Genomic DNA, 24,204 nt, shown 5'->3' with positions numbered 1-24,204 from the left:
ACTGCAAGTTAAATTACCGTAATCCGACTTCTCGATCAAGTTGGTCAAGAAACTCCACCATAAAGGCATGTCGCTCTTCTGCCAGTCGCTTCCCTTCTTCCGTCACCATCAGATCTTTCAACAAGAGTAACTTTTCATAGAAATGAGTGACAGAAGCCGTGTTTTTTGTTCTGTATTCCTCTTCCGTCATGGAAAGGCGTGCTGATTCTGCTTTGTCATACAGCTTGCGCCCCTTCGCCCCGCCGTAGGCAAACGTCCGGGCGATTCCGATCGCTCCAATGGCATCAAGACGGTCAGCGTCACGGACGATGGCCCCTTCAATTGACTTCAATTCTTTGGATTGGCCACCGCTGAAGGACACACTCTCAATCGTCTCGACAACTCGCTGTATCGTTTCAGAACTTGCGCATATGCTTGACAGAACATCTTGAGGCGTCTGTGATTCATCCGTCCGATACTTCGGATCATCGATATCATGCAAAAGGACGGCGAGCTGAACAATCATCTTGTCCGCCTCAGGCATCGTTTTACAGATCGATTCCGCATTTCTCCTTACTCGTTCGATATGATCAAAATCGTGACTTGCATCAAATTCCTCGTAAATAGATCGTACCTGCTGTTCACATTGTAGTAGTAACTTTTCCATGGATTATCACCTTTCATTTCTAAGATGCCGGTTTTATTATTCTTCAGCATTTTCTATGAACTTGTCGATAGTTGAGTCATTAAGAATTTCTTTCATTATCTCTATCGATGGTTCGATTGCTTTTATTCTTCGTTCTAACAGAGTTTTTTGGGGACTCCCCGGTTTTGATTTCACGTACATGCTTTGAAGTGATGGCATTAAACCATCCAATACTTCCCGGGCAGCCACTATATCTTCTCGGGAACTATAAAAAGGTTTGGAATCCCACCTGTACTCAAGCAAGGCAAGGCCGATTTCGATTGCTTGAAGTCTTTTTGAAACCAACTTGGTGCTGGCTCCTTTTTGCATCATTTTCTTCTTTGAATTTTCTAGTTTACGTAGTGTGGATTGCATCGATTCTACGGATTGCATTTTATCAAGATTGGATACCATCCTTGTGTTCTCCTCTCTTTCAGCTAATGTTCCTGCACGATTACGAAAGAGAAACGACGCTGCTTAAATCAGGTGCATATTGAAATAAATCATCGATTGCTGTTCCATCAGATGAATAGGTATGAAATGCGTCAATCACCTCTCGGCTTGTTCCGCCAGCTTTCCAAATGGATGATAGGAAGAATGCCAAACCGTAATTTGTAACAGTCGCCTTATTGTCCAGGGCAATCCGTAACATGTCAATGCTTTCTTCATACTTGCCAATTGTATGGTACGTGCATCCCAAGTTGTACAGAAGGACAGCCAGAGAGTCTTTCGCCTGCCGGGAGGTGTTCAAATCACACCAGCTTCCTAAAGCAAAATAGCTTTGGTTATCCTTCGCACTTGAACTAAGTATCGCCTTCACTTCTTTTTCAAGCAGCTCTCTTATCTTTCTTGACACGTCATGTATCAGGTCCTCTTCATTTGCCAAGAAAGCTTTCTCTAACAATAGCGTGTGATAAGTGAATGAAGCAAAGGTTTGATTCTCCCAGTCATGATCCTCTTGTAACAATTGGTACATATGGCTGAATGGAATTTCAATGGGAGAGAGCTTTTTCAGTTTTAATAGTGACCCTATGGCAACCCGATGACTCTCAAACCGAACTCCCCTGTTTTCTTCAGTTCGGGTAGAGTGCTGACAGGCATATACATACCAATCAAACCATTCCTCGAAATAGTTTCCTAAGGAAAGAGTCAAAGCTTGAGTCGCATCAGAAACAAACCAGGAAATAACACCTCTTTCCCCCATTTGACAAATTGAATGTGATTGTCATAAACTATCTGCGGTTTTCTCTGAAGCGCATAGGCGTCAGATATATTCTAATACCCCCAGCCCATTTCATCTGTCGTTAATCTTTTGGAATGCTTAAAATCATAAAGTAACTCAACAATCTCTTCTAATTTATCATCTTGCAGTAAACGGTTAAATTGCTTGTAAATATCCAATCCAACTGATTCCCCTTTTTGAATGAACATGACAGTAAAAAGATGTGTATGTTATTAACTTTACAGATGCAATGATACAGTGGTTATTCAGTCATTTCATCAGTCCATACCACTTTATATAAAAAGGCGAGTTCTTTATCTTCCATCCCCTTAGGAAAACCGCCATTCCAGCTGCCAATTACTTCAAGTTCATTTTTTGTCGTTCCAGCCCATGCAGATAAATAAACAGGCTTACCTAATTCCAATTGCACTTTTTCCTTTATGAGGCTAGTGGAAGTGGAGGCAGTCATCTTATTATCGTAATTCGTTGTTACTTTGCCCGAAGGAATGCCAGCAACTAGCTTTAGGATTCGCTGTTCATCTTCCTCAAATCTTTCAATGGCAAATGAAATGAGCGTATTGTCAAATTCGGTATTAATTTCACTGTGAGTCCTTAACAATTCACCTGCCAGTTCCCCATTTTTATATACCTCTACTGAAAACTGAAGATCATGATCCTTCCCCAAACTGCCATTCAAATGAAAGAAATCAATTTGCTCCACATCAGTTTTACTCATGAGCTCAAGTTCTTTTTCACTCATTTTATAAGGTGTAATCGTTAATTTACCTTGGTTCTCTGCACACCCTGTGAGCAGCAAAGCCATTAACATCAACAAACCACCGTTTATTATTTTACGCAACGTCGTCCTCCTTAGTGGTATTTTTCACATAATCACCATAAATATCTTCCTTTTCTATAAAAGGTAAACTTACTATTTTACCTATTCATTAAGTTGATTGGCGTGCAGAGCGGCGACTCCAGCGAACGTCGTTACGAAGAACGGCGTTTGCGAGTAAAAGCGTAGCGTTACGGCAAATCGAACCCTTCGTTGTTCGATTGGCTGAAGCCGTGCCCGCGGAAAGCGTTCGCTCGGAAGGAAATCAACGGTATATGTTATTTATTTCAACTTATAAAGTAATGTTTTCTCAACTTATTAATGGAGCTTATTCACCCAATATGTATTAGTGTTCGTCTTTAGTAGAATCCACTAATTCAGACTCGATCTCTTCGTCCGACACAAATTCCTGTTTCTGTTCTTTTCGCTCTCCGCCGAACACGACTAATAATGCGCCGATTAGGAAAACAATCAGCAGTAACCAATCCATTCCAAACATAATAGCAGCCGTAAGCAGTGTTAAACAAATTAATAATATCCCCAGTAACCGATCCATTCAAATCCCCTTTTCGAATGATTTTTACAAGCCGGCATTATTTCTGGGCAATTTGTTCTTTCCAATGAATGCCAACCTACTTATAATCATAACATGGGAAAGGGTTGGACATCCAAAGAGTTTTCAATGGTGTCAGACAATTCATTGACGTTGTCTGTCGAATCATGTATAGTTAGGTCATCCATGTATATAATGGTAAAGACATCGAAACGCCTAGGGAGGAAAAATCATGTACCAAGGTAAAGTAAAATGGTTCAGCAATGACAAAGGGTATGGTTTTATCGAAACGGATTCTGGAGAAGACGTGTTTGTCCACTATACAGGTATAGTTGCAGAAGGTTTTAAAACCTTGGATGAAGGACAATCTGTTTCTTTCGAGATTATTGAAGGAAACCGAGGGCCTCAAGCGGCGAATGTCTTAAAAATCGAAGAATAAAAACAATCATCCCGCTGAGGTGCTTTCAGCGGGATTTATTCTGTGTATTTATTCATTTCGTTTCCAAGAAACTTTAGTTGTTCACCGATTGTGCAGGTTTGGATGCAAAATTGATGGGCACCTGTCTTGCCACAATCCTTGGCTAGCTGTTTCTTGATGAAGCAGCCATCGCAAAACGTATCCAGCATTTCATTTATTTCAGTCATGACCGTTAATTTATTCATAAAGAACCTCCAGCTTTATTGCGACATTAAACTTGTCGCCTGCCCATACGATATTCATTTGAAACCGAATGGGTTCCTATATTTTAGTACGCTTCACAAGCAATTGCAACTATTGTAAAGAGGTGAGCCGATGATTGAATTATACGTGGATGGAGCGAGTGCCGGGAATCCTGGGAAGAGCGGAATTGGGATCTTTATTAAAGGAGAAGGGCATGCTCTGAAGATTTCGGAACCGATTGAACCGACGAATAATCATACAGCAGAGTTTTTAGCGCTTCTCCGGGGGATGGAGGAAGCAGCCAAGCTGACAACCGGAATCGTCTCGGCCCGTTCTGACTCAAAAATTGTCGTGACCGCAGTTGAAAATCAATTCGTAAAAAACGAACTCCATAAAGGCTACTTGGCACAAATAATGAAAATTGCTGAGACGTTTGATTACTTTTTCATCAAATGGATTCCCGATAGTGAAAATCGGGCAGCTGATGAACTGGCACGGCAGGCTATCCAAAGGTAGTATGCCACTCGGCAATTTTTTGATGTGACGAAAAAAAGCTGCCCGATGGTTTTTAGCCATCCTGGCAGCTCTTTTTTATGCTTTCATGAAACGTATCACCGCATTATCCTCGTCGTAAAGAACCCATTCCCTGTTTTCAATGACTGATCCGACATTGACGATGGTACGTTCCCTACCTACTTCATACTCCTCACCGAACCGAATGCATTCCGGATGGCCGTTTCGGAAGATTTCCGAGCGATGCGTATGGCCAAAAAAGACGAGCTTCCAATCTGGCGAGAGCTTCTGCCACGGATTGTCCCCGTAATGCCATTGATGACCGTGAATGACAAACGCCTCCCCGATTCGCATCGTTTCCGGCAGCTTTTCCAGCTCCGTGCGCAACGGATCATCCGTTTTTGTAATGAACACAATTCGCTCTTCCTGATTCCCACGGATGGACGGAAATGTTAACAATTCACGGAAGCCTTCCGGTAACTGCATGACGTCTTCCATTTTTTCATATTTGAAATCGGTAATATTCCTTTTGCTGATCATACATTCGAATAAATCACCCGTACCGACCAATTTGGCGTCGGGTGCAATTTCTGCCACTTGTTTTAGAACGGCTTCTAAGTCTTTAGTGGAGGAATGGATATCACCTACGATTGCATAACGCAAAACTTACTTCACCTCTTTGTCTACCTCTTCTGTCGTAATCCAGTCGCTATAGCTGCCGACATAAAGCCGGACATCCGCATAGCCATTATGCTTCAGCATGGCATACAGCGGGGCAGCCGTTACGCCGCTTCCGCAGTAAGCGATGACAGGCTGGCCAGCTTTCGATACTGCATGTAGCTGTTCTTTCACAGCTGCTTGCATATCGAACATTCCGTTTTGCTTTAATTTCTCCCAATCGAAATTCAAAGCGCCTGGAATATGCCCCGCCACTGGATCGATCGGTTCCATTTCACCTCTATATCGTTCAGCCGATCGGGCGTCCAGCAGTGTGTAGCCTGTATGTCCATCGACTGTCTCTTTCACAAAATCCTTGGATGCATATAATTGTTCTTGCCAAGTCGGCTCCACATCTGTCCGTCCTTGTTCCGGAATCTCCTGATCGACCGGGAATCCGTCTTCCTTCAGCTTGTTAAATCCATCCAAACAGATCGAGGCATTCGTGAAGCCTGCATATTGAAGAATCCACCAAGCACGTGCTGCAAACGGGCTGCCTCCCTCATCATAAATGACGATGTGATCATCCAGCGCTAGACCTGACCTGCGAAATAACTCCGTCAAGTCTTGTTGATCCGGCAATGGGTGTCTTCCTGAAGGCTTGGACATGTCGGAGAGATCCTTCTCCAAATCCCAATAGACGGCTCCACTAATATGTCCTGCTTCGTAATCTCCGCGTCCTTTGTTAGGATCTTGCAAGGAAAATCGTGCATCAATCCACTTTACAGATTGACCTTTCAAGCTTTCGCCTGTCACAAAAACAGCTGTCATTATTCCTTCACCCCTTATTCGATTTCCGCGTAGATGGCGCGCCATTCATCCAATTGTTCCGTGTCATCCAGCAAGGATCGTTCTGAACGGATTTGTTCCAAGCTTCCGGATAATAGATGCTGACGCAATCCTTCCGCCTCCGATTCGATCCACCGCTCTGCCCATTGATCCAACTTTTCCTTTTCATTCCCCAAATAATTGGATGCATCGGTTTTAAGCACTTCCTCAAGAGCCGCCCGCAATTTATCGCGATCGCCTTTTTCGAAGAAGGCTTTTTGGTTTTTAAAGTATTTGTTTACCGCTTTGTATTTCTCAGTCGTTTCAAAAGGTGCTGTGAAAGTAAGCATGTCCGCTTCACTCGACTCATAAGGAGACAAGCTGAGTGCTGCGTCTTTTTCCGTCAGCTTCCGTTTTTCGACCCGTTCCCGATCCATCAGCTGCTTTTTCAAGAAGTTTAACATTCTCAAGTTGGTTACTTTCAGCTCTTGCGTAATATCAAAGCCGAGCATTTGAACGGTTTCATCAAGTGCGAGCTTCAAAGCACGATCGGTTGGATGTTTGGCAAAAGTCGATGGGCTGTACCCTTCTTTGAAGAAATCGCCAAATCGTAAAAACACGCGCTGCAATAAATAATAGATCAGTTCATTCAATTCATTGCGGGATGCACGCTCGATCACTTCAGTAAAGCCGTCTGCAAATTGGATCCGGACTTCCTGCTCCAGCTTATCCAATTCCTGTATCCGTTCCGCTTTCCGCGTGCGGTTCGACTCCACACGTTCAATCAGGCTGGCAACGCGCTGAACCGTTTTGGAAGTTTCCTCTTGCAACGCTTGGATGGCGATGCCCCGCAAATCATGCTGGAGGAAATGATGGAAATTCGACTCGAATTCAGCCATCTCTTCATCCGATTGCCCAGCTAGTTTAGACTCTAATGCGCGCAAACTCGAAATGCCGTGCACCCTCGGATGACGGATGCCAAACATCGTCAGCTGCTCGGCAACATATGTTTTAACAGCCTCTGCTTCTTCCTCATTCGCTGCCAAATCGATCGCGTTGACAACGAAGAACATTTTATCAAGTTCAAAAGCATCTTTGACACGGCCAAGCTGAATGAGAAACTCTCGGTCCGCCCGAGCGAACGCGTGATTATAGTACGTGATGAACAAAATGGCGTCCGCATTTCGAATATATTCAAAAGCCACATCGGTATGGCGGGCATTGATGGAATCCGCTCCAGGCGTGTCAACGAGCGTGATTCCCTCCCTTGTGAGCGGGCAATCATAATAAAAATCGATAGATTGGACGAAGCAGCTGCGTTCCTCCTCCGCCACATAGCGGGTAAATTCCTCTTCTTCAACAGTCAGCGTAGTTCCGAGTGAATTCCGGAACGTTTCATAACCTTTAGCAAATGCCTTGATGAATGTCTTATGGATGTGCAGACTTTCCTCTTGCAATTCCTTCGCCAGAATTTCCGCCGTTTTGGCATAGGCATCATCCAAATCCTTCACAGGCATATCTAACGCCTGGAATGAAAATGAAATGTCTTCGAACATCTCCTGTACCGATTTCAAATGGACATCTGCCGTCCGGTTCTTCTTTGTTTCCGAGACTGGACGGATTCGATTGATCGCCGCAGTTGTCGGGTTAGGCGACACTGGTAAAATGGAATTCCCCATCAACGCATTTGAAAACGATGATTTCCCAGCACTGAACGCCCCAAATAATGCCACCGTGAATTCCTGTCCATCCAGCCGATCGGCTTTATGTCGCAAATAGGAAACTGTTTCAGAAAACCCTGGAATGGATTCCACAGCGTTTGCGACTTCAAGGGCACGGCTGATCACTTGCGCACCATCTGCCGATACTTTTTCTTCAGCAGGCACATCTGTTGCCTGTTGTTCAATAGCTGCCGATGCTTCCACTTTTCCCTTTTCGGTAAAGTCGATCGTACGAAGCTCTTCCGGTTGATTCCATTGACTTAGCAGAGACTCTGCCGCCTTCACCATCTCTGCAGAAGGGGAAGCAAGTTCTGTTTCCAAGCTGTCTAGCGCTTTCTGCAATTTTTGCACATGCTGGATGGCTGCCACTTTCTCATCTAAAACGCGAATTGAATGCATCATCGATTCAGCCTTTTCATTTCCTCTTGTGGAAGCAAGTGCTGCCATCTCGTTTTTCCAGCCCTCAGTCATCTTCCGGAATGCCGAGTAGATCGCTGTTTTCAAATGTTCTGTCACATTGAGGACTGTTTCCCCAGTTACCACATCCGTTGCAATCAGCTGTGCATCAATCTCATCAATCGGAAGCTGAAAATCCATCGTATCAATTTCAATCGAACGCTCATCATTCAGCAATCCGGTCTCTTTCAACGATTTTTTCATTAACGCTTTCAAATGGACTCCGATTTGAGGCTGCACGAGCGTATCTAGGTTTTCGAAGAATGCTTCCTTCCGCCGCGCCTTCTCTTCAGCAGTCTTTTTTGCGCCGAATAAAAGCCCGACTTTAAAACGAGAGGATTTCGATTCCAAGTAGGATCTCAACAGTTCCCTCGTTTCAAACGGTGTGATGGCTGCACTTTCTAGCAGTTTCTTGCGTTCCTGTTCGAAATTGGCGGCAAACTCATCACCTGATAAGAGATGCAATTCCTTTTCTTGTTCGCGTACTTCCTTTTCGAGTTCCTCTAGTTGGTTCCACTCGTCATCTAGGACGATATCTCGATACGTTTCCTTCCGCTCTTGCATTTCCTCTTTCAGAAATAGGATATGCTCATCCATTAATTTACGGAGCGCGTGAGACGCATTCTCCGCCATGCGCTCATGGCGATTCTCGATGGATCCTTGTACAATCTCCTGTACTTTTGAAAAATCATTATCCGGCATATCTTTTGCACGCAAGGATGTGTAGAAAATCCCTTTTGGCTTCACACCCCATAGTGCGAAGGAATCCTCAACAGACTTTTTGAAAGCCGCAAAAGGCAGCTCAGAATCACGATGCTTATCGATTTGATTAATGATCAAGTACATATTTTCATTGTATTTCAACAGCTCTTTTGTAAAGGTGAAATTCAGTTCGGATTGCACATGGTTATAGTCCATCGTATAGAAGACAAGATCTGCAAGATGCAATGCGGAATCGGTCGACAACTTATGTGCATCATCCGTTGAATCGACTCCCGGTGTATCCATGACGGTTATCCCTTCCGGCAGCTGAGAGCCGGTATACCCGATTTCGACCTGCGCGACAGATCGGCCGTCTTTACTGAAAGATTTGATTGCTTCCGCAAAATGCTGTCCCTCATATAAATACGCCGCTCCATCTGTTTGATGGATGATGGCATGGTCAGTGTCCGCTTTGCCGACTTTTACGATATTCGCACTTGTCGGGATTGGCCCGGAAGGCAATAAATCACTGCCGACGAGCGCATTGATCATCGAGGACTTTCCTGCTGAGAAATGGCCGGCAAAGCCTATGGTGAATTCACCCTTGTCCAACTTATGTGCTAGGAGCTTCGCTTTCTTATATCGCTCCTCATCTTCATCTCTTTTAAAAATTTCCCCGTATAACGCGGTTTGTTGTATGTATTTATTCATCTGTGACATTTCGTTTTCGATCCTTCCTTAAAGTCTCTCCCTATCATACCATTTTTCCGTCCAATGACGATTTTTCAGAAGACTTTGGCGAAACGGTAAAACAGCAATAACGCTTTCTAGTATAAATTAATTATCTGTAATATTGAAAAATGTACTATAACAACTTGATTTGTTATGGTATTATTGCACTATACATACACCGTAGTGAGAGGTAGGAATTTATATGGATACAGCAAGCGATATACAGAAGATCCTGAATGGAACCATTTCGTCTTTAACCACCGTTTTGCCGATGAAATTTGATGTCCTGGCTCCAGCGATGACCGTTCAACCCTATGAACAGAAAGAACTAAGCGTGTTGATCGGTCTCGTTGGGGCAGTCAAAGGACGTTTAATTATTGACACCACATCTGATGTGATCGGCTCAATCGGCCTCTCGATGTTCGGCATGATCATCGAAGGGGAAATGATTGAATCCTTCACGGGAGAACTGGGCAACATGATTGCCGGCAACTTGTGCACGGCATTAGAAAAGGATGATTATATCATCGACATCTCCACCCCGACTGTCATGCGTGGAGAAACGAAATTCTATGGGTTCAAACACGCCTTCAAACTACCCGTCCGATTTGAAGACGAAACCATGCTCAACGTCATTTTGACAGTGGATAATGAATAAAAAATGCTGCCCTGCTATCAAGTACCTTTGATAGTCAGGACAGCATATTTATTATCTAACAGCCAATTCAACCTGAACGGGCAACACTTTGCTGATTTCCTCCAGCAACGGCTTTTCTTCCTTCTCCATGAATACATGAACGGTACCGTAATCTTCAGAGGTACGAATTAACCGGCCGGCTCCTTGCCGCAAGCGTAGCAGCATGAATGGCAGGTCGACCTCTTTGAAAGGATCTTCCGCATGTTGCCTCCTCGCATCAAACAACGGATCGGATGGAGGGAAAGGCAAATCATAAATAATGACGCGTGTCAACGCATCACCAGGAATATCAAGACCTTCCCACAAATGATAGGAACAGAGGACACGGGCTCGTTTCTGCTGGAAGTCTTGGACCATAGCCGACAGTTCACGATCTCCTTCAAATTCGATGAATTCGCGATAAGATGCCGGCAGCTGTTCCCTGAAACGCAGCATCGATTGTTCAGATTTAAATAATATGAGTGTTTGCTCTTCATCGTCGAGGAGCTTCATGGCTGTTTCCGCTTTGTCCTCGGCAGACAATTCCGTAGCCACAATTTTCATCGATTCCTCATAATCAAATGGGGATTCTACAGAGAACGATAGAAAATCCTCGATCCCTAAACTATCCAATAAATACGTAAAGTCCTGGCCGACCGATAAGGTTGCCGAGGAGAAGACCATCGGCATCGGTGAACTAAATAGATTCTCTCTCAAGATATCAGTTACAAGCCGCGGCATGATGACAAGTGTTGGTTCGCCATTTCGTTCTTCCATCCAATCTACCGCGTCGCTCTCTTCAAGGAAAATGCCCATCGAGTAGATGTATTGCTCCAAATATTCCTCTACCATTTTGAGGTCATATTCAGGGATGACATACAATTCCCCTTCAAAAACGAATTCTTCCAACAAGTTGTTGGAAATGGCAATGGCATCTTTGCCGGATTGCAGCAAACGATTCGATTTGGTGATCTTTTTCCGTTCACCTTCAGAAGATGCATGCTGCTCCAAAAGGTCAAAGAAATCTTCATGAGTGGAAAAGAGCCTCTCCATCAACTGAAGCGTCTCCTCCCGAATGCCATCGACCATAATTCGCTCCAGCAAGGAAAGCAGCGTGCTTTTTTGCACTTCGTACGTGAGCGCGCGCTGCGCGGAATATTCCAATAGATGGCCTTCGTCAAACACGACCATAGAAACTTCAGGCAACAGTGGCAGCTGGCCTTGGCGCTTTCGGGACTCTTTTGTCCAAATATGCTCCATGAAAAAGTCATGCGAGCAGATGATCAGATCCGTCGCTTCCCGGTAATGGTTCCGATGGATGATCTGTCCACAACGGTTTCGCATATCACATGCTTCGCATTGCTGGGTCGGATGAAAATTGATCGTGCTCCATTGCGCATCATCCAGCTCTGGAAATGAAGAGCGTTCGCCATATGGATGAACCGATTGCAAGGAGGCATTGCCTCTGACAAAGGAAGGCAAGCTTTCATCCACTTCGTCCGGATAATCTTCGAGGGATGTATTCACCGTTTCATCCAGTCGTTTCAAACATAAATATTGATCCCGGGCTTTGGCGAGCCGGACGTCAATTTCCACCTGCAGGGCATCGCTGATCTTGCGAATATCCCCTTCTTCTTTAACGAGCTGGTCAATCAATGTTTCATCTGCACAGGAAATAAGCGCCGGCTTTCCTGTATATCGGGCATAAGCAAGAGCCGGCAGCAAATAGGCAATCGTCTTTCCTGTTCCGACGCCCGCTTCAGCAAGAAGCACTTTTTTCGCTTTTAATGCCTGCTCGATCTGAAATGCCATGAAAATTTGTTCGTCCCGGCATTCGAAACCTTTTTCCGTCAACTCGTCGTACAGGACGTCACCCATCCAGTCATTCAGTGATTCATAAAAAGATTTATCTTTTGTTAATGAAAACGGTATTTTCCGGTTCATTCGATTTCCCCTTTCCGTGTACAAGGAAAAGGAAGAGGCACGGCCCCTTCCAGACATGTTTCATTATTTGCGCTGACCCCAAAATTGATAGAAATCAGTACGTATGAATCCGTTAAACAGTTTCCGTTTTTTCGTCGCCCTCTTGCCATACATCTCCTCGAAGTTTTCGAGTGAAGACAGCATATAGACCGACCAGGACGGATACTGTTCCATTATATGACCGACAACGCGAGCCAATTCTTCCGCTTCCTCAATTTCGCCAAGTCGCTCTCCATATGGAGGGTTCCCCACTAGTACACCATTCAATCCTTCAACTTCCAAGTCTTTCACGTCACGGTGTTTCCATTCAATAATGTCCATAAATCCGGCTTCCATCGCATTTTGCTTTGCGATTTTAACCATCTTCGGATCGACGTCTGAGCCAGTTATGGATAAAGGCTGGTCATACTTGGCTAAGTCTTCGGCTTCTTCCTTGATGCGGTCCCAAATGGCTGAATCAATCCAAGGCCATTGTTCACTGCTGAATTCCCGGTTATAGCCTGGTGCGATCTGCTGTCCAATCATCGCAGCTTCAATAGCGATAGTCCCAGAACCGCAAAATGGATCGACAAACGGACGATCTGGATTCCAGCGTGTCAGTTTAACGAGTGCAGCAGCCATCGTTTCCTTCAGCGGAGCTTCCCCTTGTCCAACACGATAACCCCGTTTATGAAGACCTGCCCCGCTCGAGTCGATGGTGATCGTCACCTTATCCTTTAAAATGGAAACTTCCAATTTGAAAAGCGGACCCGATTCATCAAGAAAACCGATACGCTTATAAGCCGTTTTCAACCGTTCCACCACTGCTTTTTTCACAATCGCTTGACAGTCCGGCACACTATACAGCGTCGATTTTACTGATTTCCCTGCAACAGGAAAAGCAGCATCCACCGGCAGGAACTTTTCCCACTCAATTGACTTCGTCTTCTCAAAAAGCTCGTCAAACGTAGTGGCTGTAAACTCTCCGGCAATGACACGGACGCGATCCGCGACCCGAAGCCACATATTCGTCTTGGCGATCGCTGTCGCGTCACCCGAAAAATAAACTTTCCCGTTTTCAGTTTTCGTTTCATATCCAAGTGCCTTCACTTCATCCGCAACAATCGATTCAAGTCCCATTGCAGAAGTGGCGACAAGATTATATAAGCTCATTCATGTTCAGCTCCATTCCCGACGCACGAGCGTCTTCGTCATTATTATACACGCTACGCCAAATATCTATTATAGCATGTCCGTGAATATGTAATGCCAACGATTTCATTCACCTGAATAAAAAACTGAATGCTGGCATATGGCCGAAACATTTCATGAAAAATGAAAATGCCCTCCAGTACAGGAGGGCATTGAGTATACAACTAATCCCATAGAATATCCGATAAGCCATGTTTTGTTCCCGTGTACTCAAACGGCTCTCGCCTCGTACTTAGGGTGGTAATCATCTATCTACAGACCTGGTCTGTCCCTTCGTCCGTTCATTTCCTTTCGAAGAGCGCCCCTACCATAATTTGGGTTTCTCACTCGCGGGGTTTACCTCGTTCCACCCGGCATGTTTCCAAGCCGGCTACGTCACTGTGGCACTTTTCAGGGAATGTCATCCATATTCCCAAAGGGAACGTAGGATTTCTTCCCGCCGTCAGCGTAAAAACGCTGCCCCGGCTTATTTTTTCGCCGAGCACGAACACTACGGTCATCTCAGAACCGTGTGAGCATGGACTTTCCTCTACAACAGGTGTTGCAGCGATTACCTGAATTCTTCATATGGTATCGTTAGTATACTTCATTTTTCATTATTTTTCAATGTCATTGTCTGGGATTACTCATGATCGTACAATTTGCTGCCAAACACATGCTTTTCCAAATTGGAAATCCGCTTAAGGATATCGAAATTTGTCGTACCCGTGTTTTGTGTGGCAGGCCGTTTTTGCTGCGATGCCAGCTCCTCTTTTAATCTTTCATTTTCCACACGCAATTCGGAAATTGTTTTCTTGAATGCTTCATAGTCTTGTATGACTTGATCCAGGAACAGATCGACCTCTTCCTGATTATAACCACGCATCCCTGTTTTGAATTCTTTTTCAAGAATCGTTTTGGAATCCAATTTTATTTCCATGCGACGACGCCCTTCCATTCATGATTACGTACGGACATTATAGCATAATTTGTACATCCATGTCCTAAGAAGAAGTAATGGTTGTCCGTATTTTGTCGGTTACTGCGCTTGCCCGGGAAATATTTTTCCGAGCAATCTAATTTCCCTTTTCCCAAAGTCCTCTTTCATCCGTTCTCGAAAGCGCCTGCTGAGCTCCGGATCTTTATTTAATACTAGCTGAGCCCGTTCTGTACTTGCCAGTGCTCTCTCAAAATCTCGTATTCGATGTTCAAATAATTTCGCCATTTCGCTGAGTGCAATAATTCGCTCCCGCCCTCGCAAATGTTCTGCAGCTACTTCAAATGCTTTCACTGAATCCTCGAAGTGGCCGTCTCCTTTTAATACGAAGCCGAAGTGGTAATGGGCTAGCGGATGGCGCAGTCCATGTTCCGCCACTACTCGCTCAAGGAAATCCCTACTTTTGCCGAACGACTTCAGATCGGCATACCATTTCCCGATATTCGTTGCAGAAATAGCGCTCTCGGAAAGTGACTCTTGAAGCAACAGATCAGTCGAGCGGATATACAGCGTGACGAGTGAGAGTATATCCCATTCATTATGGGCAAGAATTTTCATCAACAACTCGGCATTGCCGCTTTTCACCGCATCCTGATAAATGATCGGCGCCATATGACCCGGAATGTCCCCTTTCCGGTAAAAACCGAGCTGCGACTGTTCAATCGCCGTCAGCTTAAAGGAATCCAGCTCATCTTTCCAAATTCGTCTCGATCCGTGCAAAAGGTCAATGGCATCATGCTTAACGAGGGGGGGGAGATGGGTGCGGTTCATCGTCCATCTCGTCTCGACTTGAGGCATGTCGAAGCTCTTCCCGTTATACATAACGAGTGAAAGCTTTCTGTCCCAAAGACCGGAAGCGTAAAGGAAGGCCGCTTCATGATCTGGTCCGGGCAGCACGTACTGCGTTAACCGGAACCCGTCCCCCGCCTCCTCCATGAAGCCGAGAAGGAAAATGAGCGTTCCAGCCCCTTTCAACCCGGTCGTTTCCGTATCAAAAAAGACAATCGGTTTCGAAGGGTCCGGACAAAGCGGATGATTTGCGGTCTCTGTACCCCATTGCGCCATTGTCTGCCTCAAATCAGACAGCTTGTAACTGCCATGCAAATGATGCGCTCCATATGTGACGACACGTTTATAGACGATTCCAAAGTCATTTTGTTCTTTTTCAAGTCCTGCTGACAGCCATTGATCTTCATAGGCAGGGGCTGGAGGCACAATCCGTCTTGGCTGAACGGGTGCTTCCTCCTTAACCACATCATTCTTTTTCAACAGCTTCTTCATCTGCATCAACTTTTGCTCGTATGACATGAAATCTCCCCCTAACTGAGCCATCCACCAGAAAGCCGGAATCATATGGAACTCTATATCGTATGAAAGATTGTAGAATTTTAATAGTACCACCTCAATGAAATGCTCAAAATGAATAGAACATTATCATTCATTATAGAGTAGAGGGATGTTGGAGACAAATCTATTGGAATGGCAGGTTGATTTATTTGAAACGAAACTGAAGTCAGATGAACAGATGGACTCGTTTTAAGTGGGCACTAATCGGGAGGATAGTTATGGTGATAGACTGTTTGGGTCTTTACAGGCACTAACCGCTAAGGTGTTTTCATTTATGTTCAACAAATGATGAACCTACTTAATTGCAGTGATGAGGGTGTTTTACTTTGTAGATCCAATTAATTTAGTAGTGTAAGGATCTGTGCAATACCTCTCGACCTTATTACGAAACTACATAAGAAACTGCGTAAACCAGGCAATATACTTTGCACCCGGTATGAATAAGACCTGCGCTAAAAGGGTTCCTGCCAATCTTGATGTCACCATCAATATCGAGGCACTTTTCAAAGTAACATAGTTCCCTTTTTTGTTAATGACATCATCTGCCAGGATTGAGATCTTCGGGTCAATAAACACGATAAGCAGAATCGTAGCAATCCCATTAATTAAACCAGACGCCATCACAGCAGTTGTTGCCCGTTCAGGTGCAAGCAGTGCTGCATAGAGTGCGGACAAAACACCGATTGTATAAATGGCAGTGATCAAGATATTAATGCAAAATAATTGAATAGGTATATCTCGCCAATTCATATCTTTCAAATATGCTAACCTAGGGAAATGAATATGCTTTTTTGCACGTTTGATATACGAAAAGGTAAATCCCTTTTTTAACAGCGCCGGAATTGAACCTCGTTCTTCAGCTAGAAAAATAATGGCTCTCGAAAAAACAGCAATGAATGTCGGTAGCAAAAGTAAACCAATGATCGTGCCAACGGTTGCAGAACCGATTAGCAACCGATATTGGCTTTCAACTAATTCTAGGGCATTTTCCTTTGGTGCATTATCAATCAAGCTGCCTGTAAAGGGTTGCTGCATCATATTCGCCAGCCTTGATACCATAATCATCACATTAAATAAGGAAAGTGCAGATGCTAACAGTTTCACTCTTGCTCCCGATAGACGGACTGAATACACTAAGGTTTCAATTGAATGAATGATTAAGATAAATAATGCAATCACAAGCAATTGTGAAGAAATAAATTCCAAGGACATGACCCGCCCCCCTTTTATTTGTTTTATTTTCCAATACTATATAGTAACGAAGACAATTAGATAATGTTTCCATTATTTATTATAGTCTTAAGCTGAAGTGGATTGATGTACTTTAATGTCATGCAAAATAGTCATTTAAGAAACTATTGTGAATGCTTAGGTGACACAATATGGGGTATCCATATGAGGGGAAGACAAAATTAAAGAAATTTATATATTAAACACGAAAAAAAGGAGACTATGTTCATCCAGTGAACATATCTCCCTCTATTAGAAAGCTGATACGTGATAATTATTTTATGCTCAATAATTGAGAATCCAATATCCCTGATAACTTTTCTTTTGCTGCTTCCGAAGTCACAATACAATTAACTGAAGACAACTTTGTTTTGATCTCCAGCTCATAGCCGCTGTTCACTTCAGAAACATATCCATAATAACGGTGATCTTTGTCTATCGGCTCGAATTCATAGGATTGAATTCTCTTCCATGGAAGAAACCTTCCACCACATAACACCCCGTCGTCAATAAAAGCAAAGACATTCCAACTTTGGTTATAGTTGACCAATCCAGGGAGAATAAAGCTGAGGGATGTCCAATCCATAAAATAGCCAAGTATTTTGAAGCTCTCCAAAAAGAGCGCAAGACAAATGAGAATACCATTCAAATAAAGTCCTGTTTTTTGATGAGAGATGATCGGCAAAGCAATAGGTGCTTTCGGCTGTCTCCGAATACCCTTTACGTCTTCTTCCGTGACAGGAAAAGTGACCGTTTGGTTCATTTTAATGATTTGCCGAATATAAAGATAAACATATGGGACGAAGAACATCAAAAATATTAAAGTGACAATCCATTGCTTCAACTACAATCCCCCCAATTCCCTGGACAAGGCTGTCCAGATGCTCAGAGATGACTTGAAGTGTTTTTCCCTTTTTCTTTACGAGCCAGGTCCTCGAGCAATCCAACGACTCGCCTCTTCCCTGATTTCACACCGGCCTCCTGTGCTCCGATACAAACCGGACACCCTGCTTCGCAACGGCAAGACGAGACATGATTTGCCGCTAAATCCAGCAACTCATCCCATCGATCATACAGCTTTTCACTCAGTCCAATGCCGCCAGGATAACTGTCGTAGATGAAAAATGTCGGTTTTCCTGTATGCGTCGCTTTCACTTGCGGGACGACATGAATGTCTGTTCGGTCGCATCTGACGAAAATCGGGATAAAAGAGTGGATCGCTTGGGCTGCGCCCGTCATGGCATCTGTCAAATCGGATTCTTTCCATCCTTCTGGTGCTTCGAATGAGAGCCAGGTCGATGAAGTGTGAAGTTCCTCTGCCGGCAATGAGATAGGACCGGAACCGATGTTGTCGTGGGTGTCAAAACGAATCTTCTTGAAAATGGTCGGTATCGCAAGCACGGCGATATCCCCGTAAGAAGTCACCAGTTCACCGGCAGCTTCGGTTTTATCCTCATTCATCACTTTCAATTCGACCGCCAAATTCGCATCCGTAAAATAATCGACATCTACTTCAGTCACGTAAGCCTTTTTTTCCTCCCAATCCAGTTTCTCTACTTGATACTGGGTCCCCTGGTGAATATATATCGCTTCCTCATGGAGCAATGTCATGGCGCTATAGCGGTCCATCTCTCCAATCACTTTCGTCCCTTTCGGCACTGTCTTATCGATGATGACGACATTTTCCTGGGAAGCGGACCGGAGACTGATTTCACTGGCAGGAAAACGGTCGGTCATCCAGTGCCACTTGTCAGACGTCTGGACAAGAATTCCTTCGCTCTCCAAAAACGCGAGCAAGTCCTGCACTTCGAATTCTCCGTACGTTTCCGTCAACGAGAACGGAAGCTCAAAAGAGGCGCATTTCAAGTGATCGATTAAGATGAGCATATTGTCAGGATGGATGAGCGCCTCCTCCGGCGTCTGGCCGAGGAGATAGTCCGGATGATCAATGATGTACTGATCAAGCGCTATGGATTGCGCTACATAAAGGATTAACGCATCGTCCTGCCTTCTCCCCGCCCGTCCTGCTTGCTGAAAGGCGCTTGCGATATTTCCCGGATACCCGGTCATAATACAAGCCTGCAGTTGGCCGATATCGATGCCAAGCTCCAGCGCATTCGTGCTGACTACTGTCCGGATGTCCCCGTTACGCAGCCCTTTTTCGATTTTCCGCCTTTCGGAAGGCAAGTAACCGCCCCGGTACCCCATCACTGTTTCATCGAACAGCTTTTTCTTCGTCAATTCCTTCATATAAGTAACGAGCATTTCAACCCGCACCCTGCTTTTAGCGAAGATGATTGTCTGAATGCCTTCCCTGTATAAAAAGGCACCCAAATCCCTCACTTCCAATACAGCGCTTCTCCGAATCCCGAACGTCGGATGGATGACAGGCGGGTTATAAAAAACAAAATGCTTCGTTCCGGAAGGGGCCCCGTTGTTTGCGATCAGTTTCATCTCGGTATTCGTCAATGTTTCTGCCAGTTCCTTCGGGTTGGCAATCGTCGCCGAAGTGCAAATGAAAACAGGGTCCGCTCCATAATAGTTGCATATCCGTTTTAATCGGCGGAGCACATGCGCCACATGGCTGCCGAACACTCCTTTATATGTGTGCAATTCATCGATGATGATATACTTCAAGTTTTCAAAGAGAGAGACCCACTTCGTATGATGAGGAAGAATGCCGGAATGGAGCATGTCCGGATTGGTCAAGACAATATGTCCGGACTTGCGTACCTTGGTCCGTAGACCGGGCGCTGTGTCTCCGTCAAAGGTGTAACTTAAAATCGTTTCGCCGCTTGCTTCAATTAAAGAGTGCAATTCTGCTAATTGGTCTTGTGCCAGCGCTTTTGTCGGGAACAGATAAAGCGCTCGTGATGCTTCATCTTCCAAAATGCTTTGAAGCACTGGCAAATGATAGCATAATGATTTGCCGGAAGCGGTCGGCGTAACCGCAGTGATCGAGCGACCTCGTGAAGCAAGGTCGAACGCCTCTCTCTGATGGCTGTACAATTTGCGAATGCCTCTAGTTTCAAGCGCCTTTACAATAGAAGGATGCAGATTTTCGGGAAATTCTGCATACGTAGCATCTTTCCCCTCAATCTTCCGGTAATGAATGATGTTCTCACCGAATGACGGATCTTTCCTCAACTCTTCTATTACATCTGCAATTGTCTTGTTCTCCGTCTTCATGATGGGTCTTCCTCTCGCTCTTCTAGTGCTTTGATTACGGTCTGTAATGTATAACGAGCCGATTGAATGGATTGGACGAAACGCTTTTTCCCTGTCTTCTGATAAAATGATTGGACAATAAATTGCCTCATCATATCATCAAGCGCAAGGATTTGCTGCAAGTGAATATATTTCGGTCGATCCCGCCGAATCCATGTTAGAATCTCATCTTTCCATGTATCAAGCAATTCGAATTGCTCGTCTGCATATGGTTTAACTTCATTAAAAAAATCTGGCTCCAGGTCCAGCCTTCTCATTTCGGCATGCCGCTCCAAACATTCTTCACAGACGACGAGGAGCTGTTCAGTCCTAGATTTGATACTTGTCATTTGCTTTCATCCTATCTGAGCCTTTTCTTCCAGTCTATCAAAAACATGTTCGATTCACCACTCCTAACGAACACGTATTCTTTTTTCCACGACAGTTAGAACTTAACAGCAACTTTTCAAGAACAAAACCGTCCAATCATTGTGGTATGATAGGTAATGCGAGGTGGTAAGTTTGACAATACGCTATCCGAATGGAAGGAAATATACACCTTCCAGCCAATCAAATGGACCACGGAAAGTGAATCATTCTTTCGGGAACCGCGGTAAAACGCTGGAGGATGAGTTGAATGAGACAAATGAATATTATGTAAGCCACGGCATTGCTGTCATCCATAAAAAACCGGTGCCCATCCAAGTCGTCAACGTGAACTATCCTGCGAGAAGCGCAGCTGTTATTACGGAAGCCTATTTCCGTACTCCATCCACTACCGATTACAATGGTGTTTGGAACGGGAAACATATCGATTTCGAAGCGAAGGAAACAAAGAGTTTGACTTCCTTTCCGCTGCAAAATATCCATGAACATCAAGTGGAACATATGAAAAGAGTGCATGAACAAGGCGGAATTGCCTTTTTGCTCATTCATTTCAGCTCACTTGATCGATATTTTGTCGTTCCCTATGAGTATTTCGTAGAAAAATGGGAAAGGAAGATAGCAGGCGGAAGAAAATCTATAACACTTGGAGAAATGGAAGAAATGTCCATAGAAATCCAAGCAGGTTTTAATCCTAGGCTTGACTATCTGCAAGCTGTCCGTCTGTGGTTAAATCGACTTCAAAAGGAAGCAACTGAAAGGCAGGAAATAGAATGAGTGAGAATGTGAATTCAAGATCTGCTCGAAGACAGCAGCAATCTGCCGAAAAAAGAAAAGGCAGAAAAAAAGGTCCGTCGAAAGGGCCAAAACATATTATTAAAAAGATCTTTCTGGCTGTGATCGCAGTAGGGTTTGCCTTGTTCCTTGGAGGCGCCGTGCTGTTCGCGTACTATGCAAGCACTGCCCCGGAACTCGATGAGTCCCTATTAAAGGATCCTTTGACGTCTGAACTGCTTGATATGGACGGAAATGTGTTTCTGAAGTTTGGAGCGGAAAAGCGGGAGTTTGTACCGTATGACGAAATTCCGGCAGAACTCCGGGATGCGATTCTCGCTACCGAAGATGTTCGTTTCTTTAAACATCACGGAATGGACTTTTACCGGCTGGGCGGAGCGGTTCTGGCTAACTTCAGAGGCGGGTTTGGATCTCAAGGTGCCTCTACATTAACCCAGCAAGTCATTAAAAACTCTTTCCTTTCTGATGAAAAGACATTAAAACGGAAAGCGCAGGAAGCATGGCTTGCATTTAAATTGGAACGAGAATATTCCAAGGAAGAAATCTTTGAAATGTATTTCAATAAAATCCTGATGTCCGGCCGTATTTACGGGATTGGCACCGCAGCCGAATATTTCTACGGCAAAGAGCTTAATGAACTGGAGCTTTCGGATATGGCTTTGCTAGCTGGCATGCCGCAATCTCCAAATGGGTACAATCCGCTCAAAAATCCGGAGCGTGCGGAAAAACGGCGCAATACAGTTCTTCATCTTATGTATAAACATAAGAAGATTACAAAAGAAGAAATGGAAGCTGCAAAAGCCATTCCTGTCACTGCGCACCTTTTACCGGATGACCAGCGTCAGGATTATGCCGAATCGAAGTATCCGGCTTACGTCGATCTAGTTCTAGATGAGTTGGAATCAGCTGGCATGATGAGCTTGCTCTCCGAAGGCGTCAAAATCCAGACTGCCCTTGATCCGAAAGCGCAAGAAACGGTAGAAAATGCGATCAATAACAACAGCATTTATGAATCTGAAGAGATGCAGGCAGCCATGACAGTATTGGATACGAAAACAGGCGCAATTGTTGCTGTTGGCGGAGGTCGTAATTACTCTGGGCGAAATATGAACTTTGCAACATCTGATAATCCGCGACAACCTGGATCGGTTATCAAACCTATTCTCTCCTATGGACCGGCTATCGAAAACTTCAGCTGGTCGACGGGTACAATCGTTGTCGACGAACCGTACACATACAAAGGAACAAACAAACAGATTCGAAATGTTGATGGAAAATATGCGGGACCGATTACCATCCGAGAAGCGCTCTATCGCTCTCGTAACATTCCGGCCGTAAAAATCTTTGAAGAAGTCGGGACACAAAAGAGTGGTGATTTTGCCCGCAAACTGGGTCTCCCTTATGAAAAATTGAATTCCGCCCATTCAATCGGCGGCGGAGAATATGATTTCTCAACAGTTCAAATTGCGGGTGCTTATTCAGCGTTCGGCAATGGCGGGATTTATACAAAACCGCATGCCGTGAAGAAAATCATTATGCGTGACGGCAAGACAGAACGTAACATGACGCCGGATCCAGTCAATGCAATGAAAGACTCGACTGCCTACATGGTGACGGATATGTTGAGGGATGTTCTAACCCAAGGTACAGGTAAAACTGCAAATGTCAGCGGACTTGATATCGCGGGTAAATCTGGAACGACTAACTATTCGTCTGATACAAAAAATAAGCATAACCTGAAAAATACAGACGTTCCGGATTCTTGGTTTGCAGGTTATACGACAAATTATACAATCGCCGTTTGGGGCGGTTATAAAAACTACAATACACCGATCAAGACGTATGATAAAGGACGGTATGTACCGCAAAATCTTTTCCGTACAGTCATGGGTGAATTGTCTTCCGGTAAGGAGACAGCACGTTTCAAACAGCCGAATTCAGTTGAGGAAGCAACCATTGTTAAAGGCTCCAATCCGATTGTACTTGCAGCCGCTTCTACGCCAAGCAGTATGACGAGCCGGGAACTGTTCGTCAAAGGCACGAAGCCGACAGAAGTCGTTGAAGAACAAGTGACTGAACTCGAAGCGCCAAACGGATTGTCTGCAGATTATGATGCGAATTCCAATTCCATCGCTATCAGCTGGTCTCATAATCCGCAAGACCCAGAATTGCTCGATGTACCTGTTCAATTTAAAGTATCTGTTTCCGTAGACGGAAGCAAAGCGGAGGAATTGACAACGACATCTGACCACTCTGTCACATTAACTGGTGTAGAGGCTGGAAGAACGTATGAATTTTCTGTAGTGGCGATCGCCGGTGAACTAGTAAGTGATCCAGCTTCCACTTCCCTCTTTATTCAAGAGCAAGTAGAAGATAATACTGAAAACCCTGACGAAAACTACAATGAAAATCAAGACGGCTCCGACAACCAAGAAAATGGTGAAGGAGAAAACAACGGCAGCGGCAACAACGGGAACAATGGAAATAATGGCAATAACGGCAATACCGGTAATAACGGCGGCACGAATGGCAATACCGGTGGCGGTGGGAATTCCGGATCCAACACCGGCGGTAATGTAAATCCTGGCGGCAACCCAGGCGGCAGCGACCCGAATACGGGAGGAACTGACGAAACTGGAGGAAATCCAGGTACCGAGGATGGATCGGACAGCGGCGAATGATCTGTTAACTGGTTCTTGCTTGTTAGATCATTTGTTAGTTAATCAACGAAGCCCAATCACATCAGGTGGAGAAAACATTTCGTTTTCTCCACCTGATTTTTTTTATAGTTCTGCTTGTTTGAACATAGAGTGCCTGCTCACGTATTTCTGCTATCTTTTTGTTCTCCATTGAGCACTGATCGATTGCGGC

Annotated in this window: 23 protein-coding genes and 1 other RNA gene; 5 read left to right on the top strand and 19 right to left on the bottom strand. The window is 44.6% G+C overall.

Annotation, left to right across the window (positions count from 1 at the left end):
• Nucleotides 1–13 precede the first annotated feature (13 nt).
• The 6 genes from ACSW3C_RS04935 to ACSW3C_RS04910 form a co-directional block, all read right to left on the bottom strand.
• Complete coding sequence (locus tag ACSW3C_RS04935) at nucleotides 14–646, bottom strand: HD domain-containing protein (RefSeq protein ID WP_486561172.1); 633 nt, start codon at nucleotides 644–646, stop codon at nucleotides 14–16.
• A gap of 36 nt (nucleotides 647–682) precedes the next feature.
• Complete coding sequence (locus ACSW3C_RS04930) at nucleotides 683–1,078, bottom strand: hypothetical protein (protein ID WP_486561171.1); 396 nt, start codon at nucleotides 1,076–1,078, stop codon at nucleotides 683–685.
• Nucleotides 1,079–1,118: 40 nt separating this feature from the next.
• On the bottom strand, nucleotides 1,119–1,550 hold the full coding sequence (locus ACSW3C_RS04925; protein ID WP_486561170.1) for a hypothetical protein: 432 nt from the start codon (nucleotides 1,548–1,550) through the stop codon (nucleotides 1,119–1,121).
• Between the two features lie 389 nt (nucleotides 1,551–1,939).
• Nucleotides 1,940–2,065, bottom strand: a complete 126-nt coding sequence (locus ACSW3C_RS04920; RefSeq protein ID WP_486561169.1) for a hypothetical protein — start codon at nucleotides 2,063–2,065, stop codon at nucleotides 1,940–1,942.
• A gap of 83 nt (nucleotides 2,066–2,148) precedes the next feature.
• Nucleotides 2,149–2,745, bottom strand: coding sequence for a hypothetical protein (locus ACSW3C_RS04915; protein WP_486561168.1), 597 nt, complete (start codon nucleotides 2,743–2,745; stop codon nucleotides 2,149–2,151).
• Nucleotides 2,746–3,067: 322 nt separating this feature from the next.
• The gene (locus ACSW3C_RS04910; RefSeq protein ID WP_486561167.1) at nucleotides 3,068–3,277 is read right to left on the bottom strand and encodes a hypothetical protein; all 210 of its coding nucleotides are present in this window, start codon (nucleotides 3,275–3,277) and stop codon (nucleotides 3,068–3,070) included.
• Nucleotides 3,278–3,506: 229 nt separating this feature from the next.
• Here ACSW3C_RS04910 and ACSW3C_RS04905 point away from each other — a divergent pair, with 229 nt between their 5' ends.
• Entirely contained in the window at nucleotides 3,507–3,713 is a 207-nt protein-coding gene (locus tag ACSW3C_RS04905; protein ID WP_238080159.1) for a cold-shock protein, read from the top strand.
• Nucleotides 3,714–3,748: 35 nt separating this feature from the next.
• On the opposite strand, the gene ACSW3C_RS04900 is transcribed toward ACSW3C_RS04905, so the two are convergent.
• Nucleotides 3,749–3,937: a zinc-finger domain-containing protein gene (locus tag ACSW3C_RS04900; RefSeq protein WP_486561166.1), complete on the bottom strand. Its 189-nt coding sequence runs from the start codon at nucleotides 3,935–3,937 to the stop codon at nucleotides 3,749–3,751.
• A 130-nt stretch (nucleotides 3,938–4,067) separates the two neighbouring features.
• On the opposite strand from ACSW3C_RS04900, the gene ACSW3C_RS04895 reads away from it, so the two are divergent.
• Nucleotides 4,068–4,451, top strand: a complete 384-nt coding sequence (locus tag ACSW3C_RS04895) for a ribonuclease HI family protein (protein ID WP_486561165.1) — start codon at nucleotides 4,068–4,070, stop codon at nucleotides 4,449–4,451.
• Between the two features lie 75 nt (nucleotides 4,452–4,526).
• Here the strand turns inward: ACSW3C_RS04895 and ACSW3C_RS04890 are convergent, their stop codons facing one another.
• The 3 genes from ACSW3C_RS04890 to ACSW3C_RS04880 are packed head-to-tail and all read right to left on the bottom strand — an operon-like array spanning nucleotide 4,527 to nucleotide 9,532.
• On the bottom strand, nucleotides 4,527–5,111 hold the full coding sequence (locus tag ACSW3C_RS04890) for a metallophosphoesterase family protein (protein WP_486561164.1): 585 nt from the start codon (nucleotides 5,109–5,111) through the stop codon (nucleotides 4,527–4,529).
• A gap of 3 nt (nucleotides 5,112–5,114) precedes the next feature.
• Nucleotides 5,115–5,936 carry a sulfurtransferase gene (locus tag ACSW3C_RS04885; protein WP_486561163.1) on the bottom strand — a complete coding sequence of 274 codons (822 nt, stop codon included), beginning with the start codon at nucleotides 5,934–5,936 and terminating at the stop codon, nucleotides 5,115–5,117.
• A gap of 14 nt (nucleotides 5,937–5,950) precedes the next feature.
• The gene (locus ACSW3C_RS04880; protein ID WP_486561162.1) at nucleotides 5,951–9,532 is read right to left on the bottom strand and encodes a dynamin family protein; all 3,582 of its coding nucleotides are present in this window, start codon (nucleotides 9,530–9,532) and stop codon (nucleotides 5,951–5,953) included.
• Between the two features lie 214 nt (nucleotides 9,533–9,746).
• Between ACSW3C_RS04880 and ACSW3C_RS04875 the strand changes: the two genes are divergently transcribed.
• Nucleotides 9,747–10,202, top strand: a complete 456-nt coding sequence (locus tag ACSW3C_RS04875; protein WP_486561161.1) for a chemotaxis protein CheX — start codon at nucleotides 9,747–9,749, stop codon at nucleotides 10,200–10,202.
• Nucleotides 10,203–10,253: 51 nt separating this feature from the next.
• Here ACSW3C_RS04875 and ACSW3C_RS04870 read toward each other — a convergent pair whose 3' ends face one another.
• From ACSW3C_RS04870 to ACSW3C_RS04830, 9 genes are all read right to left on the bottom strand, one after another.
• Complete coding sequence (locus ACSW3C_RS04870; protein WP_486561160.1) at nucleotides 10,254–12,164, bottom strand: ATP-dependent DNA helicase; 1,911 nt, start codon at nucleotides 12,162–12,164, stop codon at nucleotides 10,254–10,256.
• Between the two features lie 63 nt (nucleotides 12,165–12,227).
• The gene (locus ACSW3C_RS04865; protein WP_486561159.1) at nucleotides 12,228–13,355 is read right to left on the bottom strand and encodes a THUMP domain-containing class I SAM-dependent RNA methyltransferase; all 1,128 of its coding nucleotides are present in this window, start codon (nucleotides 13,353–13,355) and stop codon (nucleotides 12,228–12,230) included.
• A 219-nt stretch (nucleotides 13,356–13,574) separates the two neighbouring features.
• Nucleotides 13,575–13,956: RNase P RNA component class B (gene rnpB, locus ACSW3C_RS04860), an RNA gene on the bottom strand.
• A gap of 60 nt (nucleotides 13,957–14,016) precedes the next feature.
• A complete protein-coding gene (gene gpsB, locus ACSW3C_RS04855) occupies nucleotides 14,017–14,313 on the bottom strand; it encodes a cell division regulator GpsB (protein ID WP_207961772.1) in 297 nt (98 codons plus the stop codon).
• A 99-nt stretch (nucleotides 14,314–14,412) separates the two neighbouring features.
• Nucleotides 14,413–15,678, bottom strand: a complete 1,266-nt coding sequence (locus ACSW3C_RS04850; protein WP_486561158.1) for a ribonuclease H-like domain-containing protein — start codon at nucleotides 15,676–15,678, stop codon at nucleotides 14,413–14,415.
• Nucleotides 15,679–16,107: 429 nt separating this feature from the next.
• Nucleotides 16,108–16,929: a lipid II flippase Amj family protein gene (locus ACSW3C_RS04845; protein ID WP_486561157.1), complete on the bottom strand. Its 822-nt coding sequence runs from the start codon at nucleotides 16,927–16,929 to the stop codon at nucleotides 16,108–16,110.
• Between the two features lie 292 nt (nucleotides 16,930–17,221).
• A complete protein-coding gene (locus ACSW3C_RS04840; protein WP_486561156.1) occupies nucleotides 17,222–17,791 on the bottom strand; it encodes a hypothetical protein in 570 nt (189 codons plus the stop codon).
• 41 nt (nucleotides 17,792–17,832) lie between these two features.
• Complete coding sequence (locus ACSW3C_RS04835) at nucleotides 17,833–20,136, bottom strand: DEAD/DEAH box helicase (RefSeq protein WP_486561155.1); 2,304 nt, start codon at nucleotides 20,134–20,136, stop codon at nucleotides 17,833–17,835.
• Nucleotides 20,133–20,504, bottom strand: a complete 372-nt coding sequence (locus ACSW3C_RS04830; RefSeq protein WP_486561154.1) for a YppE family protein — start codon at nucleotides 20,502–20,504, stop codon at nucleotides 20,133–20,135. The genes ACSW3C_RS04835 and ACSW3C_RS04830 overlap by 4 nt, the downstream gene beginning before the upstream one ends.
• Nucleotides 20,505–20,676: 172 nt before the next feature.
• On the opposite strand from ACSW3C_RS04830, the gene recU reads away from it, so the two are divergent.
• Complete coding sequence (gene recU, locus ACSW3C_RS04825) at nucleotides 20,677–21,315, top strand: Holliday junction resolvase RecU (RefSeq protein ID WP_486561153.1); 639 nt, start codon at nucleotides 20,677–20,679, stop codon at nucleotides 21,313–21,315.
• A complete protein-coding gene (locus tag ACSW3C_RS04820) occupies nucleotides 21,312–24,014 on the top strand; it encodes a PBP1A family penicillin-binding protein (protein WP_486561152.1) in 2,703 nt (900 codons plus the stop codon). Before recU ends, ACSW3C_RS04820 begins: the two co-directional genes overlap by 4 nt.
• Nucleotides 24,015–24,204: the final 190 nt, after the last annotated feature.

It is taken from the genome of Sporosarcina sp. AD_1, assembly GCF_057373025.1.
This window is presented reverse-complemented; position numbering and strand designations above follow the sequence as displayed.

Bases quoted from the DNA above. Each gene is read 5' to 3' on its own strand.
- ACSW3C_RS04850 (WP_486561158.1), bottom strand. From the start codon at position 15,678: ATGTCATACGAGCAAAAGTTGATGCAGATGAAGAAGCTGTTGAAAAAG.
- ACSW3C_RS04820 (WP_486561152.1), top strand. From the start codon at position 21,312: ATGAGTGAGAATGTGAATTCAAGATCTGCTCGAAGACAGCAGCAATCT.
- ACSW3C_RS04880 (WP_486561162.1), bottom strand. From the start codon at position 9,532: ATGTCACAGATGAATAAATACATACAACAAACCGCGTTATACGGGGAA.
- ACSW3C_RS04905 (WP_238080159.1), top strand. From the start codon at position 3,507: ATGTACCAAGGTAAAGTAAAATGGTTCAGCAATGACAAAGGGTATGGT.
- ACSW3C_RS04845 (WP_486561157.1), bottom strand. From the start codon at position 16,929: ATGTCCTTGGAATTTATTTCTTCACAATTGCTTGTGATTGCATTATTT.
- gpsB (WP_207961772.1), bottom strand. From the start codon at position 14,313: ATGGAAATAAAATTGGATTCCAAAACGATTCTTGAAAAAGAATTCAAA.
- ACSW3C_RS04835 (WP_486561155.1), bottom strand. From the start codon at position 20,136: ATGAAGACGGAGAACAAGACAATTGCAGATGTAATAGAAGAGTTGAGG.
- ACSW3C_RS04875 (WP_486561161.1), top strand. From the start codon at position 9,747: ATGGATACAGCAAGCGATATACAGAAGATCCTGAATGGAACCATTTCG.
- ACSW3C_RS04935 (WP_486561172.1), bottom strand. From the start codon at position 646: ATGGAAAAGTTACTACTACAATGTGAACAGCAGGTACGATCTATTTAC.
- ACSW3C_RS04865 (WP_486561159.1), bottom strand. From the start codon at position 13,355: ATGAGCTTATATAATCTTGTCGCCACTTCTGCAATGGGACTTGAATCG.
- ACSW3C_RS04885 (WP_486561163.1), bottom strand. From the start codon at position 5,936: ATGACAGCTGTTTTTGTGACAGGCGAAAGCTTGAAAGGTCAATCTGTA.
- ACSW3C_RS04830 (WP_486561154.1), bottom strand. From the start codon at position 20,504: ATGACAAGTATCAAATCTAGGACTGAACAGCTCCTCGTCGTCTGTGAA.
- ACSW3C_RS04930 (WP_486561171.1), bottom strand. From the start codon at position 1,078: ATGGTATCCAATCTTGATAAAATGCAATCCGTAGAATCGATGCAATCC.
- ACSW3C_RS04870 (WP_486561160.1), bottom strand. From the start codon at position 12,164: ATGAACCGGAAAATACCGTTTTCATTAACAAAAGATAAATCTTTTTAT.
- ACSW3C_RS04900 (WP_486561166.1), bottom strand. From the start codon at position 3,937: ATGAATAAATTAACGGTCATGACTGAAATAAATGAAATGCTGGATACG.
- ACSW3C_RS04910 (WP_486561167.1), bottom strand. From the start codon at position 3,277: ATGGATCGGTTACTGGGGATATTATTAATTTGTTTAACACTGCTTACG.
- ACSW3C_RS04895 (WP_486561165.1), top strand. From the start codon at position 4,068: ATGATTGAATTATACGTGGATGGAGCGAGTGCCGGGAATCCTGGGAAG.